Source organism: Olleya marilimosa CAM030, assembly GCF_000518485.1.
Taxonomy (GTDB): domain Bacteria; phylum Bacteroidota; class Bacteroidia; order Flavobacteriales; family Flavobacteriaceae; genus Olleya; species Olleya marilimosa.
The window spans coordinates 248,048-264,739 of record NZ_JADR01000005.1 but is presented as its reverse complement, the minus strand read 5'-3'; the positions used below and the strand labels follow the sequence as shown (position 1 = coordinate 264,739).

14 protein-coding genes and 1 tRNA gene are annotated in these 16,692 nt (G+C 32.6%); 5 read left to right on the top strand and 10 right to left on the bottom strand.

The window, feature by feature from the left end; genetic code table 11:
- Positions 1-14: 14 nt before the first annotated feature.
- Positions 15-590 carry a hypothetical protein gene (locus M890_RS0107165; RefSeq protein ID WP_028282880.1) on the top strand — a complete coding sequence of 192 codons (576 nt, stop codon included), beginning with the start codon at positions 15-17 and terminating at the stop codon, positions 588-590.
- Here M890_RS0107165 and M890_RS0107160 read toward each other — a convergent pair.
- The 9 genes from M890_RS0107160 to M890_RS0107120 form a co-directional block, all read right to left on the bottom strand.
- Positions 587-2,110, bottom strand: coding sequence for a GH3 family acyl-acid amido synthetase (locus M890_RS0107160; RefSeq protein ID WP_028282879.1), 1,524 nt, complete (start codon positions 2,108-2,110; stop codon positions 587-589). The two genes, M890_RS0107165 and M890_RS0107160, sit on opposite strands and share 4 nt — an antisense overlap.
- 199 nt (positions 2,111-2,309) lie before the next feature.
- Positions 2,310-3,779, bottom strand: a complete 1,470-nt coding sequence (gene guaB, locus M890_RS0107155) for an IMP dehydrogenase (RefSeq protein ID WP_028282878.1) — start codon at positions 3,777-3,779, stop codon at positions 2,310-2,312.
- Between the two features lie 73 nt (positions 3,780-3,852).
- Entirely contained in the window at positions 3,853-6,279 is a 2,427-nt protein-coding gene (locus M890_RS0107150) for a TonB-dependent receptor domain-containing protein (RefSeq protein ID WP_028282877.1), read from the bottom strand.
- The gene (locus M890_RS0107145) at positions 6,260-7,624 is read right to left on the bottom strand and encodes an HTTM domain-containing protein (RefSeq protein ID WP_028282876.1); all 1,365 of its coding nucleotides are present in this window, start codon (positions 7,622-7,624) and stop codon (positions 6,260-6,262) included. The genes M890_RS0107150 and M890_RS0107145 overlap by 20 nt, the downstream gene beginning before the upstream one ends.
- A 59-nt stretch (positions 7,625-7,683) precedes the next feature.
- Positions 7,684-8,781 (bottom strand): imelysin family protein, encoded by a 1,098-nt coding sequence (locus M890_RS0107140; protein ID WP_316929348.1) that lies wholly within the window; start codon positions 8,779-8,781, stop codon positions 7,684-7,686.
- Positions 8,782-8,865: 84 nt separating this feature from the next.
- A complete protein-coding gene (locus tag M890_RS0107135; RefSeq protein ID WP_028282874.1) occupies positions 8,866-10,074 on the bottom strand; it encodes a DUF4856 domain-containing protein in 1,209 nt (402 codons plus the stop codon).
- 214 nt (positions 10,075-10,288) lie between these two features.
- Positions 10,289-11,152, bottom strand: coding sequence for a hydroxymethylglutaryl-CoA lyase (locus tag M890_RS0107130; RefSeq protein WP_028282873.1), 864 nt, complete (start codon positions 11,150-11,152; stop codon positions 10,289-10,291).
- A 30-nt stretch (positions 11,153-11,182) separates the two neighbouring features.
- Positions 11,183-11,809: a LysE family translocator gene (locus M890_RS0107125; protein WP_028282872.1), complete on the bottom strand. Its 627-nt coding sequence runs from the start codon at positions 11,807-11,809 to the stop codon at positions 11,183-11,185.
- Complete coding sequence (locus M890_RS0107120) at positions 11,810-12,844, bottom strand: quinone-dependent dihydroorotate dehydrogenase (protein ID WP_028282871.1); 1,035 nt, start codon at positions 12,842-12,844, stop codon at positions 11,810-11,812. It lies immediately after the preceding gene.
- A 152-nt stretch (positions 12,845-12,996) separates the two neighbouring features.
- On the opposite strand from M890_RS0107120, the gene pepT reads away from it, so the two are divergent.
- The 4 genes from pepT (at position 12,997) to M890_RS0107100 (ending at position 16,294) form a co-directional block, all read left to right on the top strand.
- Positions 12,997-14,238 carry a peptidase T gene (gene pepT, locus M890_RS0107115; protein WP_028282870.1) on the top strand — a complete coding sequence of 414 codons (1,242 nt, stop codon included), beginning with the start codon at positions 12,997-12,999 and terminating at the stop codon, positions 14,236-14,238.
- 11 nt (positions 14,239-14,249) lie between these two features.
- Positions 14,250-15,329: an L-dopachrome tautomerase-related protein gene (locus M890_RS0107110; protein WP_028282869.1), complete on the top strand. Its 1,080-nt coding sequence runs from the start codon at positions 14,250-14,252 to the stop codon at positions 15,327-15,329.
- A gap of 27 nt (positions 15,330-15,356) precedes the next feature.
- Positions 15,357-15,794 carry an SET domain-containing protein-lysine N-methyltransferase gene (locus tag M890_RS0107105; RefSeq protein WP_028282868.1) on the top strand — a complete coding sequence of 146 codons (438 nt, stop codon included), beginning with the start codon at positions 15,357-15,359 and terminating at the stop codon, positions 15,792-15,794.
- A gap of 122 nt (positions 15,795-15,916) precedes the next feature.
- A complete protein-coding gene (locus M890_RS0107100) occupies positions 15,917-16,294 on the top strand; it encodes a hypothetical protein (protein WP_028282867.1) in 378 nt (125 codons plus the stop codon).
- 174 nt (positions 16,295-16,468) lie between these two features.
- Here M890_RS0107100 and M890_RS0107095 read toward each other — a convergent pair.
- A tRNA-Tyr gene (locus tag M890_RS0107095) sits at positions 16,469-16,550 on the bottom strand.
- Positions 16,551-16,692 lie beyond the last annotated feature (142 nt).

Sequence of the window (16,692 nt, the reverse complement as noted above, 5' to 3'; positions counted from 1 at the left end):
TTTTAATAATACTAATGACAAGCCTATTATATCCTAAAGCCATAATACCAAAAACAATAATAAATGAAGTAGAAACTGCTTTATCATACTATCCTGAATTAAAAAACACAGTAATAAACTTTGAATTTAAAAAGAATATAAAAAAATCGACTATGCAAGCACAACCAACTGCAAGTAGTTTTTTAAAAAGAAAAGGTCAACGATCGTATAATATTTTTATAAGTGAAACTGTTAAAATTTCTGGTGAAGTTTTATACACAGTAGATATGCCACAAGAGGTATTAATAGGTTGGATTGGTCATGAGCTAGGTCACGTTATGGATTATAAAAACCGAAGCAACCTCAACCTGATGTGGTTTGGCGTTAAGTATCTATTATCAGATAATCATATTGCAACTGCAGAGCGTGCTGCAGATACTTATGCTGTACAATCAGGAATGGAACAATACATTTTAAAAACAAAGGACTTTATATTAAGTCAAGCAAATTTAGAGCAATCTTACATTGCACGAATTAAAAAATATTATTTGTCTCCAGAAGAAATCATGGACATTATTAATCAAAGAGATGCAAAACTTTCTGAGTCTTAATTTTTAGCAACAAAGGCTTCCCAATCTTTAAACTTATCCTCTCCCATAACACGTTCCATTTTAACCTGACCTCCTTTTTTCTTATTAGCACCACTCCATTCTGCAAAAATCTCTGGACTAATTACTTCTACTTTTACGCCTTCTAAAGCTTTACCTCTTGCAACCTTATAGTTTTTATTAGCATTTTTTAAAAACTCATCTAATGCGTTTACAATGCTATTATTTGCTTCGTTTAAACTTTCAGATCCTAAATACCAACTATGGTAAAAACCATCTTCAAAACGTTTAGCACATAAAGTATATTCTGGGATTGTTGTATTAAACTTTTCTTCAAGATGCCTAATAGCATCATCCAGTTTATTTACTGATAATTGCGATCCTACAGTGTTTAAAAAGAATTTAGTACGACCAGTAATTTTGATTTCAGCACGCTCAACATCAGTAAACTCAATAGTATCTCCAATCAAATAACGCCAAGCACCACTTACTGTACTGATAATTACAACATAATCTTGGTCTAATTGCACGTCTTTTAAAGTAACACTTGGTGCTTCGTTTTTTAAAGATCCATCTGGATTAATATATTCTGGTTTAAATGGTACAAACTCAAAATAAATTCCGCCATCAGTAACCAACTGCATCGCATCTGTTTCTGGTCTAGCTTGAAATGCTAAAAAACCTTCTGAGGCTAAATAGGTATCAATCACAGTAACTGGTTTTCCTAATAAAGCATTAAAACTTTTTTGATAAGGTCCAAAAGCAACACCTCCAGAAGTATAGACTTGTAGGTTTGGCCAAACCTCGTGTATGTTGTCTACTTTATGATAGTCGATAACAGTTTTTATCATTAGTTCCATCCAAGACGGAATTCCGCTTAAAGCACCAATATCCCATTGCTTAGCTCGTTTTGCTATGCTCTCAACACGCTTATCCCAATCTTCAATTTTAGCTATATCTTCACCTGGTTTATAAAACCCTTTAAACCATGATGGAATATTACTAGCTGTAATACCACTTATTTCTCCTTCTAAATGATCATCTTTTTCTTTTAAATCTGTAGAGCTTCCCAACATCATCGCTTCTTTGCTAAAAAACTCGGCAGGCAAATCAAAATTACTTAATGCAGTAACTTGATCTATTCCTGCTTGCTTAATTGCAGATAACATATCATCAGTCACAGGAATACGCTTACTAGTTTTTCCTGTAGTACCAGAACTTAATGCAAAATAAGACGGTTTTCCAGGCCAAGTAACATCCTCTAAACCTTCATGTAGTTTAGACCACCATTTGTCATTGATTTGGTTATAATCAAAATAAGGCACGCTATTAGCAAAAGCTACTTCTGGATCCTCTGTTTTACTTATTGCCTCAAAGTCATAGGTCTTACCAAACATGGTGTCTTTAGCAGTAGTCAATAATTTTTGTAACACTTTGCGTTGTGCTTCTACAGGATTAACTTCAGGCGTTAATGCCTCTTTAATATTTATGGCACCTTTAATAATGTTTCCTATAATTTCCATGTTATATGATGTTGATTGTTTTAATATATTCTAAAAGAATACCATTAATAGATTTATAATTTGAAAATAGAAAGATTTGCGCACTTCTCAAGTGTTGTTATAGTAAAATTAACACTTAGTTTGGTTGAGAATTTTTAATATAAAAAACTAAAAGCACAACCAATGGTTGTGCTTTTTTATAAAATATTTACCTTAAAATCTATCTAGAATAGTTAGGCGATTCTTTAGTAATGGTAACATCATGTGGATGACTCTCGTTAATACCTGAAGCGGTAATTTTAACAAAGCGTCCTGTGTCTTGTAAAGTGGCTACGTCTTTAGCACCACAATAACCCATTCCTGCTCTTAGACCACCTATAAATTGGTGTAAGCTTTCATATAATTCACCTTTATAAGGTACGCGTCCAACAATACCTTCTGGTACTAGTTTTTTAATATCGTCTTCTACATCTTGGAAGTAACGGTCTTTACTACCTTGCTTCATAGCTTCAACAGATCCCATACCTCTATACGATTTAAACTTACGACCTTCGTAAATAATAGTTTCTCCTGGACTTTCTTTTGTTCCAGCTAGTAAGGATCCTAACATAACTGTATCTGCTCCTGCAGCTAATGCTTTAGGAATATCTCCTGTATATCTAATTCCTCCATCTGCAATTACTGGTACTCCACTTCCTTTTATTGCAGCTGCTACTTCTAGTACTGCGCTAAATTGAGGAAAACCAACACCTGCAACGACACGAGTTGTACAAATAGAACCTGGTCCAATACCAACTTTTACCGCATCTGCTCCAGCTTCTACTAAATACTTAGCAGCTTCTGCTGTAGCTATGTTACCTACTATTACCTCTAGTTCGGGGAATTTTTTCTTAATCTCTTTTAACACATTTACCACACCTTTAGTGTGTCCATGTGCTGTATCTATTACTATTGCATCTACTCCTGCATTAACTAAAGCTTCTGCACGATCTACAGCATCTCCTGTTACACCTATTGCAGCTGCAACACGTAAACGACCAAAAGTATCTTTGTTTGCAATTGGCTTTTGTGTTAGTTTAGTAATGTCTCTAAAGGTTATTAAACCTGCTAGCTTATTTCCTTCAACTATTAAAAGCTTTTCAATTTTATGTTGTTGTAATATTTTTTCGGCATCTTTTAATGACGTTCCAACTGGAGCAGTCACTAAATTTTCGCTAGTCATTACCTCAACAATTGGTCTGTTTTTTTCATGCTCAAAACGCAGGTCACGATTCGTCACAATTCCTTTTAATAGTCCATTGTCATCCACTATCGGGATCCCACCAATACCATGCTCTCGCATTGCATTGTTAGCGTCAGAAACTACTGCAGTCATTGGTAAGGTTACAGGATCTATGATCATACCACTTTCGGCACGTTTTACTTTACGTACTTTAGTAGCTTGCTGCTCTATAGTCATGTTTTTATGTAATACACCAATACCACCTTCTCTAGCCATAGCTATAGCCATTTGGCTTTCTGTAACGGTATCCATAGCTGCAGAAACTATTGGAACGTTAATAGTAATGTTACGTGTAAATTTTGTTTGAATGTTGACTTCGCGAGGAAGAACTTCAGAAAAAGCAGGTACTAAAAGGACGTCGTCGTAAGTTAATCCTTCTCCTACTATTTTATTTTCGTGTGCTGTCATTGCAATTAGAATTAATTGCGAGTAAAGATACGTTTTATAAATTAATCTAACCTTATAATTAACGGATTGTTGGTTAAAATTTAACCTCTAAGGTTGTATAAAAATTTCGGTTAGCCGAAGGAATGATTCCTGGTCCTGGATATCCTGTTGCACGTCGCGTAAAATAAGCATTATCCAATAGGTTGTTTACACCTGCTTCTAATTTAAATTGTTTGTACTTATACGACAAAGACACATCTAACACATCGTATGCAGGAATCTCTCCAATTACACCACTTAAATTTCCCTCTGTCGCATTAGTCGCATCTGTAAATTGAGAGGACAAATAGGTATATTGAATATTAGATAAAAAATCTTTATAACCTAATCTAACACCTGTTTTAAAGTTATAGTTTGGTATAAATTCCACCTTATTACCTTCTACTCCAACCTCTTCAGATTTTGTATACTCTGAGTCAACATATGAAAAGTTAACATAGTAATTAAAGATGTAATCTTCGTTTTTTAGCAGCAGGTTTTCTAAATTAAATTCTACTAAACTCTCAATACCATACATCATGGCATCTCCAACGTTTCCTCTTTCACTTTTAATATTTCCGTCTGCAAGTACACGTTGCACAAATCCTATTCTATCATTATAAAATAAGCTAAAAGCACTAACGTCGTAAGATATATTGTTAGACCATTTGCCTCTTACTCCTGCATCCACAGTAAACCCACTTTCGTCGTCAATATCTGGACTAATAATAAATGCTGGATTATTAATACTTATATCAGAAAATGTTACTGATCTGTAGTTTTGCGAAATATTTCCGTAAACCTCAAACGTTGTACTTGGTTTGTAACTTGCACCTAAACCTAATAACACAAATGAGCGTTCTTTGGTTAAGTCATCTTCAATTTTTTCATTTAAAATAACATTACCTGCAGCATCTGTATTTATACGTCTAAAAAAACCATCACTTTGGGTGTTAATATATTCAAATCTAAAACCTGGTGTAATGGATAGCTTATCGTTTAAATACACAATGTTTTCTCCAAAAACAGCAACATTTAAATTAGGGTAAGTAAAATTAGATTGGTTACTGTAATTTGGAAATGCATCATATTGAAAATCAAAATTTGGATCAGAACCTGCACTTCCAGGACCTTGCTCAGAGGTGTTTTCTGCTTTATAAAACTTAGCTCCAAGTAAGCCAATGGATTTTTTATTAAACAAATTATAGTTGGTTAATACTCTGGTTTCAAAACCAAAATTATTAAATTCGCCTTTTATTAAATCTCTTTCTGTATTAGCATCAGGTTGATCCACACGGTTAGTTCTAAATCCTAAAGCATTTCTAGACGCATTTAATCCAAATGCATTAAATGTAAAGTTTGTGTTTTCAGAAAACTTATGAGACAGTTTTAAATTATACAATAACCAATCTACCTGAAACCAGTTTCTAGAACGATTACTTTGGTATGGATCTGCTTCAAACTGATCATCGTTTAGTCCTCCACCTTGTTTAGCTAAGTATCTTAAATACGTTACCTCTCCTTCCAACTTGGTATTCTCGTTAAATTGATAACCTAAATGTGTATAAAAGTTTTTAGATTCAAAATTAGAGTTTGGTCTAAATCCATCCCCTTTTTTATAGTTAAAAAACGTGTAATAACTAAACTTACCTTTAGTACCACTTGCACTAGTAAAGTTGGTGTATAGTCCATTACTTCCAACCGTGTTTCTAGTAATTAGCTCTAATGGTTTTTCAGTATTTGGAGTTTTCATTTTAAAATTAACCAAACCACCAAATTGTGTTCCGTATTGTAATGATGCTGCACCTCTAACAATTTGTATTTCTTGTAAAGCCTCTGCAGTTGGTGTATAATAACTCTCAGGATAACCTAGTACATCTGCACTAATATCGTATCCATTTTGACGTGTATTAAAATTAGCTGTACGATTTGGATCCAAACCACGTCCACCAATATTTAACTGTAAACCTGCATCGTCATTTTGATAAATATTTAAACCTGCTACTTGACTGTATAATTGTCTGGCATTATTAGCACCAAGATTAGCCATAGATTGGTCTATTAAAACCACTTCTGTTTTTTTTCCTGCGTAAATAGCAGTTTCTTCGACGTCTTCTAATTGTTTTAGGCTAAATAATTTTGCTTTTCTAACGGTAATTTCTACCTCAGACAATGTTGTTTCGCTTAGAGGTAGTAATATAATTTTTAAGTTTTTAGCTTCGGTTGACGTCACTGTTTGCTCTAAAACTTGATATTCGTAATTAAAAAAGGTTAAATCAAGTGTTGCTTTTTCGGTTTCAAAATTAAAATTACCGTTAGCATCAGACTTGGTTATCAAACCCTTAACTGTATCATAAACGCCAACATCGTTTAGTGCTTCGCCATTTTGATTAGTAATTGTACCAGAAATTTGCTGTTGTGCTAACATGCTAAAAGCAGATAACATTAATAATAGTAATAGGTTATAGTCCTTTAATTTCATCTGTAAATGGTAAAATCCAGTGTTTATGTTTAAACGATTCTTTTTCTTGATACAAATTTACGCTTTCGTCAATAAATAATTGGCTTAATCGTCCATTTAAAGCCACAAAACTTTTAGCATATACTTGCACACCTTTATAACCTTGTTTAGAAAAATGATCGCCTAAGTAATGTGCATATTCTAAAATAAAATCAGGCTGAAAGCTCATTTGTTTCTCCTGTAAAGGCGTTAAAAAATCGGCATTATTGACTAAAAACACATTCCCTTGTTCGTCCTTAATTTTAAAGGTTGTGTTTCCCATTTTTTCCATTAACATGACTCGCCATGAGAAGCGATAACCTTCTTCTGTCCAAAACAATTCGCCTGGATACAACAGATATCTAAACGGAATTAGCAGTTGTAACGCAAAAAACAATCCCAGAATTGGTAGTACTAATTTACGATACCTTACAGTGTAGACTGATTTATATATTATGGGTTGCGCTTTCACGGAAATAAAGCCAAGCAGCGACTTTATTTTGTGTATTATTTTATGATGAAACGAGGCATCAAAAAAGATTAATGCACTTACAATCATAACAAACGGAAACATCCCAATAGGAAACAAAACACGTGTGAATACATGGAAAAATATGACCATTATAAAAGCTACAAATCGTGTACGTTTGTACAATAAGAAAAACGGAATTAGTAAATCATACAACATGCCTGACCAGCTCATGGCATAATGAAACCAATCTTGCTGCATAATAGTTTCGCCAATAAATGGTAAGTCGTATTTAGAGCGTAACCAAATTTTTAAGGGTTGGGCTTTTAATAACCAGTCGCTATTTATTTTGGCTAATCCTGCATAAAAATAAACAATCCCTAACAGTAGTTTTATAGCGTCTATACTCCATTTAGGAATACTTTTATAGCTAATTTTTGATGTATAGTTATCTAATGAAAAATAAGCATTAGCTGGTAAAAACAGCATTAAAAAGCTAAGAATACTTATAAAATAGTAATGATTTAAATAGGTGGTTTTTTCGATTAACTCTATATAAGTAAAGCTAATAAAAAAGGTGATTATGGCTAGTCTATATTTATAACCAATAGCGACAAAAAAAGCTGACAAACCACAAATTAAAAAAAGTAAATAGGTATACTCACCTAAGGATTTAACCCAATCAAATCCGTAATACTTAAAATGAAATTGAGGTTGTACATAAACCGTATCAATCCATCCTTTTAACCAATAACGAATCATACCATAACACATCATTAATCCAAAACCAATCCTGAACACAGCCAAAGGAGCTGCATCTGTGGTTTTGTTTAAATATGTTTTTAGGTTTAATTCCATAATACAAAAAAAGGTTGACTCTTTTAAATCAACCTTTTATTTATTATTGTTACTTGATATTAATCTCCATCTGCATCAACGTAATCTACGCTTACATTAAAAGCTTGTAACATATCTACTTTTAAAGATATAACTACTAGTTGTAAGGCGTCATACGCTTCAGTCATTTTTACACTATCAACTTCAACTTGCGTTTTTAAATCTGAATTTAAATTTTGTATTTTTTGTCTAGCATCATCAATTCTTGTATTAATTAGTGTTGCTAAATCTGTTCTGTCCAATGCTACTAAATACTTATAAAAACCTTCACCTGTTGGAGAAGTGCTTGTTGCTTTACCGTTAAAAATATTTTGCACATTATCCAAAGCTATAATAGCTAAATCTCTAGAAATTGTTCCATTGTAAATAGCTTCTGCTTTGTCGGATAATGACGTTGCAGAAAATACACCTGCAGGAATCCCAAATTTATTAGCACGTAGTCCTTTTTCGAAATAAAAAATATAGTCGTTTATAAATTTATTTACTGCACTTGATGCTGTATTTTCTGTACTGCTAATAAATACAGTTCTGTAATTTGATGACCAGTCTGTTAACACGGTTTGTGTTAAACTATTCATTTGTGCAATTAAATCTGTTAAGTATGTTACGTAGTTTGCGTTTGTATACTTATCTAAAATGTCTGCATCTGTTGCTGCTATACCATGTAACATGTAATCTACAGCAGGAAAACCTACAGCATCATTGTTAGCTGCTGCTAATAAATCGTAGTTTCCGTTAGCGATATTAGCTTCAATGTCTGCTACTGTTGTAGGATAGACATTCATTTTAAAGTTATATTGTAATATTTCGGCTTGACCGATATTAAAAGGCTCTACTAATTGCCAGTCTTTATAGGCACTTACAAAAGCAGCTCTTAAATTATCTAAATTAGCTTGGTTTGGCGTTGCTGTAAACGTATTGTTTACATCAGACAACGTTTGTAAAGCAGATTTTAAGTTTTGAATCCTTGGTATAATTATATTGTCTGCTAAGTTGGTTTGCATAGCAACTCTATTATAATTATCTGATGTAGCATTACTACTACTTCCTGTGTCATCAGACTCAGAACAAGCTACTATTAACAACATAATAGCAAAAACGTAAACTAACTTTTTCATAATTAATAATTTTTCTTTTTCAGTGTGCAAAAATAATACATAGCAGTCGTTTAGATAAACGACTGCTATAATAAATTATATATTTTATAAACTACTAGCTTGACCTGCAGTAAAATAAAACTGAGCAGCTATAGTATTAGAAATGGCATCTAATGAAGAAGCTGTTACATCCCAAAATCCATCTCCTAACATTAACTGATCTAACATTTGTTGTACTTCGTCTTTAGTAAAGTAAGGATCGTTAGTACCTGGTTGTCTAGTAAATTGTAAGCTATAAATAAACCCGTAAGCTTCTGACAATGCATGAAATGCTGATGCCTTATCTAAATCTAAATTAGCTTTACCTTGTTGTAAATAATAGATGGCTCTAACACCAATAACAGTAGAAATTTTTCCTCTAATTACTTGTGCTTGTACATCACGTAAATCATAATCTTTAGCTACAATCGCAGCACGACCTAATTTAAATGCGTTATAAATATCTAATGCAATACCTTCAAAATCAGGATCTTCATTTACCTTAGCAACATATTCACTTAAAAAGTTATCTGCTTCGTATACTGGTACAGCTGGATTGTCTTCATTACCATATAAGTAACCGTAAGCCTCATCCCATTTGTGTTCCATTGTGGTATAGTTATTTGTACCATCTAAAACAGATGCGTTATTATTAGCTCTGTTATCTGCTTCGTCTAAAACAGATTGACTTAAATAATTGTTTAACATTTGGTCTACCATTAAAGCACCAATAACACCTTTTGCAAATGCTTGATTGTACTCTAAACCGCTACCATTTACATAGCGTATTGCACCACCACCTACTTGTTGTAATTGTCCAGCAACTCCTGCTGTTGCTGTTGTTGACCAATTAGGAAATACTGTATTTACTTGCTCTTCTATAAAAAGATCAAAAGTCGCTTTAATGTTATTGGCATCTGTTGTGTTTGCAGAATAAAAATCTGTAGATGCTGCAATTTTACTTCTTACACTTTTATCTGATGCGTTTAAGTTAGCGTCTGAAAAATCGTTAGCATCTTGCACGTGTGCAAACATGTTATCTAAAATAGCTTCTGTGTTAGAAGGATCAACCATACCTGATACAATTTCTTGTGCCATTTGTATGCGTGTCGTTTGACCACCAAAGCTAACTGTTGAGTTTCCATCTCTTTCAAATGTATACGTATCAGGTGCTGTTACATTATTTGTAAAAACCTGATTATTATCATCATCACTGCTGCAAGACGTTAAAGCTAATGTGGCTAAAGCTGCTAATCCTAATGCGATTTTTTTCATTTTTATATTATATTAAGTTTTATTATTATTTAGACTTATTACAAATAGATTTGTAATTTGACTGCAAAAATAAAAACGAAAACTATTTAATACAAGTTTATTTAGAACTAATTTAAATTAAAACCACACAAAGCAATTAACAACCTGTAACACAATAGATTACAGTTGTTAAAGTTCTTTCAATTTTAATGAAAGTTAATGGATTTTAGGATGATTAATGGTAGGCTTTAAATATTTTAGACGCTTCATTATAAGCGCTTTCAAAAGACATAGCATTTAAATTGTTAACCTTTTTTGAAGTTAAATAAGATAATACTTTTTCGGTTGGCATATTACCTGTTAAATCGTCTTTAGCCATAGGACATCCTCCAAAACCTTGTATTGCTCCATCAAAACGTTTACATCCTGCTTTGTAGGCAGCGTCTACTTTTTCAAACCATGAATTTGGTGTGGTGTGTAGGTGTGCACCAAACTCGATGTCTTTATAATGCGGAATTAAATTAGAGAATAGATACGCTATATTTTCTGGATTTGACGTTCCGACAGTATCACTTAAGGATAAGATTTTTACTCCCATTTTACTTAAACGCTCAGTCCACTCTCCCACTATATCCACATCCCATGGATCTCCATAGGGATTACCAAATCCCATAGATATATAGACTACAACTTCTTTATTAGCTGCATCTGCTTGGTTTAAAATATCTTGAAGCAACACTATAGACTGTGCTATAGTCTTGTGCGTATTACGCATTTGAAAATTTTCTGAAATAGAAAAAGGATAACCTAAATAGTCAATTTCGGGATGTGTACAAGCATCTGCTGCTCCTCTAGAATTTGCTATAATAGACAATAGTTTGCTGCTAGTATTACTTAAATCTAGTTTAGATAGCACCTCTGCAGTATCCACCATTTGAGGAATGGCTTTTGGTGATACAAAACTACCAAAGTCAATAGTATCAAAACCAACGCGAAGCAACGATTGTATGTATTGCACCTTTTGATTTGTAGGTATAAATTGTTTGATACCTTGCATGGCATCTCTAGGACATTCTATAACTTTTACTTGATTTGACATTTTAAAATTTAATTCTTCTATAAAAGTAGTTTAATTTTCTGAAAGGAATATAAAAATAGCTATTCCAATAAAAACAACAATCTGTAACCACTTTAAAACCAACCCAATATTTTTACTCTGTTTTAAGTAATCCGAAATAAATCCTGCTAAAATTGCGATTAATGCAAAAACCATAAAAGAAGTAGCCATAAACAACAGACCTAAAACATAAAACTGCGTGACCGTACTTATAGTTTTGCTAAATAAATAAGCAGGAAAAAAGGCCAAAAAGAAAATAGACACTTTAGGATTTAAGACATTCATGACAACACCTTGTTTAAACAATTGCATCATACTTTTTTTAGGAACAGCATTATTACTTAAACTAACTGCTGCATCACTTTTAAACACTTTATAAGCTAGATATAAAAGGTATAAGGCACCCAGGGTTTTGATTATAAAAAACAAAGTTTCACTTTCTTTTATAATAGCCGACACCCCAAAAGCTACTAATGTAGTATGTACTAAACATCCTGAAATTAAACCACAAACGGTCGCTATACCATATTTACGTCCATTAGTAATGCTTTGCATTAAAACGTAAATATTATCAGGTCCTGGTGATATAGCTAATGCTGTAGTTGCTAAAATAAATCCGAAAAGTATTTCGTAATTCATTTAAACTTTGTTTAAAATAGCTTTATTAATCTTTTTAATAAGACTTGGTCCCTCATAAATAAAACCTGTGTAAATCTGCACTAAGTCTGCTCCTGCATCAAGCTTATCCAAAGCGTCTTGTGCAGAATGAATACCTCCTACTCCAATAATCGGGAAGGCTTTATTACTTTTTTCTGCTAAATATTTTATAACTCGTGTCGATTTTTCTTTAACCGGTTGTCCGCTAACACCACCATTACCTATTTCGGTTAGCCTTTCTGCGGAAGCTTTTAAATTAGAACGATCTACAGACGTATTACTTGCAATTACTCCATCTAAATTAGTTTCGGCAATTAGCTCGATAATTTCATCTAATTGTATGTCATTTAAATCTGGAGCTATTTTAAGTAAGATGGGCTTCTGTTTATCAAAAGTCTTGTTAGCCTTTTGTACAGTACTAATTAATTCTAATAAATAATCTTTATCATTTAACTTAGCATGACTACCTACATTTGGGCAACTTACATTAAGTACAAAATAATCTACGTATGGATGTAAACCATTAAAACACGCTAAGTAATCCTTGGTATAGTCCTCAGGCTTAGTTTGTGTGTTTTTACCAATATTACCACCAATAATGAGTTTGCCTTTATTTTTTTTAAGCTGAACGATAGCTTGTTCTAAACCTTCGTTATTAAAGCCCATTCTGTTTATAATCCCTTGGTCATCTTTCAATCTAAAGAGACGTTTTTTAGGATTACCCTCTTGGCCTTTTGGCGTCACAGTACCAATTTCAATAAACCCAAAACCAAAATTTGCCAATTCATTATACAACACCGCATTTTTATCAAAACCTGCTGCTAATCCTACTGGGTTTTTAAAGGTTAAACCGAAAAGCTTTCGTTCTAATTTAGGATCTTCAATAGTATATAAACGTCTGTATAACGATGCCATACCAGGAATCTTAGAGGTCACTTTTACTAATGAAAACGTGAAATGATGAATCTTTTCTGGATCGAAGCTAAAAAAGAAAGGTCTTAAAAGGGATTTGTACATTGTAATAGGTTTGCACAAAAGTAATTCTAATTAAAAAATTGAGCAATTCAAAAGCTAAAAAACTTAATAATCGTAACTTTGACGTACGGTTAAATAATTTAATTTAGCTTAACATTTCACAAGAAATACAAAACGTTTAAAATCACAATAAAATGATTTCAAAAGAAGATATAATTAAAAGATTTGTAGGTTACGTAACTGTAGATACTGAGTCTGATCCTGAAAGCGACACAACACCTAGTACTGCTAAACAATGGGATTTAGCCAATGCGCTAGTAGACGAGCTAAAAGCTATTGGTCTAGAAGAAGTCACTATAGATAAGCATGCTTATATCATGGCAACTTTACCTAGTAATGTGGATCATGAGGTACCAACTATTGGTTTTATTTCGCATTTTGATACGACTCCGGACTTTACAGGTGCTAATGTTAAGCCTCAAATTATTGATAAGTACGATGGTAAAGACATTATTTTAAATAAAGAAGAAAATATTGTATTGTCTCCAGATTATTTTGAAGACTTACTATTATACAAAGGTCAAACATTAATTACTACAGACGGAACAACACTTTTGGGTGCAGATGACAAAGCTGGAATTACAGAGATTGTATCTGCAATGGAATATCTTGTTGCTAATCCGCAAATCAAACACGGAAAAATTAGAGTTGGTTTTACACCTGACGAAGAAATTGGTCGTGGTGCACATAAATTTGATGTTGAAAAATTTGGTGCAGATTGGGCTTACACAATGGATGGTAGCCAAATTGGAGAATTAGAATACGAAAACTTTAACGCAGCAGGAGCTGTTGTAAAAGTAAAAGGTAAAATTGTACATCCTGGTTATGCTAAAGGAAAAATGGTCAACTCCATGTACATTGCTACAGAGTTTATCAACTCGTTACCAAGACTTGAAACACCAGAACATACGGAAGGTTACCAAGGGTTTTTCCACCTGTACTCTATCTCTGGTGAAGTAGAAGAAACTGTTTTAGAATACATTATTAGAGATCACGATTTAGGTCATTTTGAAGCTAGAAAAGAAATGATGCAAAAGCTAACCGATGAGCTTAATGCGCAATATGAAAGAGAAGTAGTAACTATCGAGATTAAGGATCAATATTTTAATATGAAAGAAAAAGTGGAACCTGTAATGCACATTGTTGATATAGCAGAAGAAGCTATGAAGCAATTAAATATCAAACCGCTTATTAAAGCTATACGTGGTGGTACAGATGGATCACAATTAAGCTACATGGGCTTACCATGTCCAAACATCTTTGCTGGAGGACATAATTTTCATGGTCGTTATGAGTATGTTCCTGTGGAAAGCATGATTAAAGCAACGGAAGTGATTTGTAAAATTGCCGAAATTACTGCAGAACAAAACAAGTAAAATAAACAACTATGAAAAAGTTATTTCTTTTATCCTTTATTACGTTTAGTCTTTTTGCCTGTAAAACAGATAAAACTAAAACAACAATAGATACCGTAAATAAAACTGCGAAGCAAGATAGCATTAAAGTTACTAAAGTAGCGGAGTTTACAGGCCAACAAGTTACAGGTGTTACAGTAAGCGATTCTGGTCGTGTTTTTGTTAACTTCCCACGATGGAGACCTACAGTTAAACATGCTGTTACAGAAGTAATAGGTCAACAATCGATCGCTTATCCAAATCAAAAATGGAACAGTTGGACCACTGATGCTAAAATAACAGATTCGGTTTTTGTGGCTGTACAATCTGTGGTAGCTTCTAAAAATCAATTATTTGTAGTAGATACTAGAAATCCATTTTTTAAAGGTGTGTTATCAAACCCAAAGCTATTTGTTTTTAATTTAGACAATAACAGTTTACAAAAGGTCTACACCTTTACTGATTCAGTATTTTTTAAAGACTCTTACATAAATGATGTACGCATTGACAGAGAAAATAACATGGCATATTTTACAGATTCAGGACATGCAGGTTTATTAATTTTAAATTTAGAAAGTGGACTATTTAAACGTGTATTAACAGACCATAGCTCTACAACCTCTGAAACAGACCACCTAACTATTAATGGCAAACAGTGGAAAAATACTGTTCACTCTGATGGTATAGCGTTAAATCCATTAGACAACAAACTATACTATCATGCCTTGACTGGTTATACTTTATATGCTATACCTACAACCTTGTTGATTAATGGAACTGATAATGAGATTGAAGCTGGTGTAGAAACTATCGCTAAAACAGCTGCTCCTGACGGAATGATATTTGATAAATATGCTAATTTATACTATGCAGATTTAGAAAATAATGCTATTATTAAAAGAACTCCAGATGGAAAAACAACAATAGTTGTTAAAGGCGAATTAGTCCGTTGGGCAGATACCTTTAGTATTTATAATAATGAATTATATTATACTAATTCTAGGATAAACGAAATCACAGGACCAATACCTACCATGACGTTTCAAGTAAATAAAATAGCTTTAGAAGAGTAGTTTAAAACTAATTGAAATAACTTAACCATTATCAAAACATCAATTACACAAAACAATACTATTGAAGCTTCAGAAGCAGACTATTTATACGTCAAAACCTCTCAGATACCTAAAGCAGGTCATGGATTATTTACAGCAATAGATATTTACAAGCATGAAATTATTGCTCTTTTTAAAGGCGAAATAATTGATGCTACAGAAGCAAAACACAGAGCACAACAAAAACAAGATCGTTACTTTATTAATTTACTAGATGGTAGTATCATGGACAGTATGCATACTAACTGTTTTGCTAAATATGCCAATGATACTAAAGGAACAACAGATGATAGTTCATATAAAAACAATGCAAAAATAGGCTTAGACGATAATGATAACGTGTGCATTATTGCAACAAAAAAAATTAGGTCAGGTGAAGAAGTGTTTTGTGGTTACGGTAAACGTTATTGGAAAAAACATCTGTAAACTAAAACCCATCAAAGATTTATTAATAATTTTAAAATAAACATCTATAATAGATTTTTTGTAAGCAAAGAAAAAATTAAATTTGCAACAAAAAGCAACTAACCCTATTTTAATCTTACCCTTTGGAAAATAAACAAGCCATTACAGTAATAGACCGTATTCTAAAAAACCTAGACGCTACAGGTATTAATACAGATACATTAATAGACGATATTAAAACTTTAAGAACTTATACTATTGAGGTAGAAAACCCTTTAGCTGTAAAAGTACTTCGTTACACTTATGAGCATATCGAAAATAACGACTCTTTTCTTATTCCAATACCTGAAGATACTCCTTTAGATGATGAAGCTTTTGAAGATGAAACAATAGAAACAGTTGAGACAGAATCAGATCCTGTTGAAAGTTTAAAATATGTGATTTCATTAATTAGAAACCTTGACAACAGCTCTAACATATCAGATTTAAAATATTACAAAAAAGCTTTAGTAGAGTTTTAAACTACTGAAAGTCATTTTTAAGATTTTAAACTTGATGTTATATAATTTTAAGCCTTTACAGTATATCTGCTAAAGGCTTTTTTTTGTTATGTAACTGTATTCTTATTTAAAAAAAATAAAATTATGGCGCATAAAAAAGCCTTCTTAAATTTAAGAAGGCTTTTTAGTAAAGTGTGGGGAGAGCAGGATTCGAACCTGCGAAGACGTAGTCAGCAGATTTACAGTCTGCCCTCGTTGGCCGCTTGAGTATCTCCCCAAAACCGATTGCAAATATATTTAAGTTTTGCTATTAAACAAACAAAAAAGTGCTGTTTTTAACAACACTTTTTTGTAGTGTTGATTTTTAATTAGTTAGCCTAAATTTATTTTTCAATAAATATAATAAACAACAAAAAGCG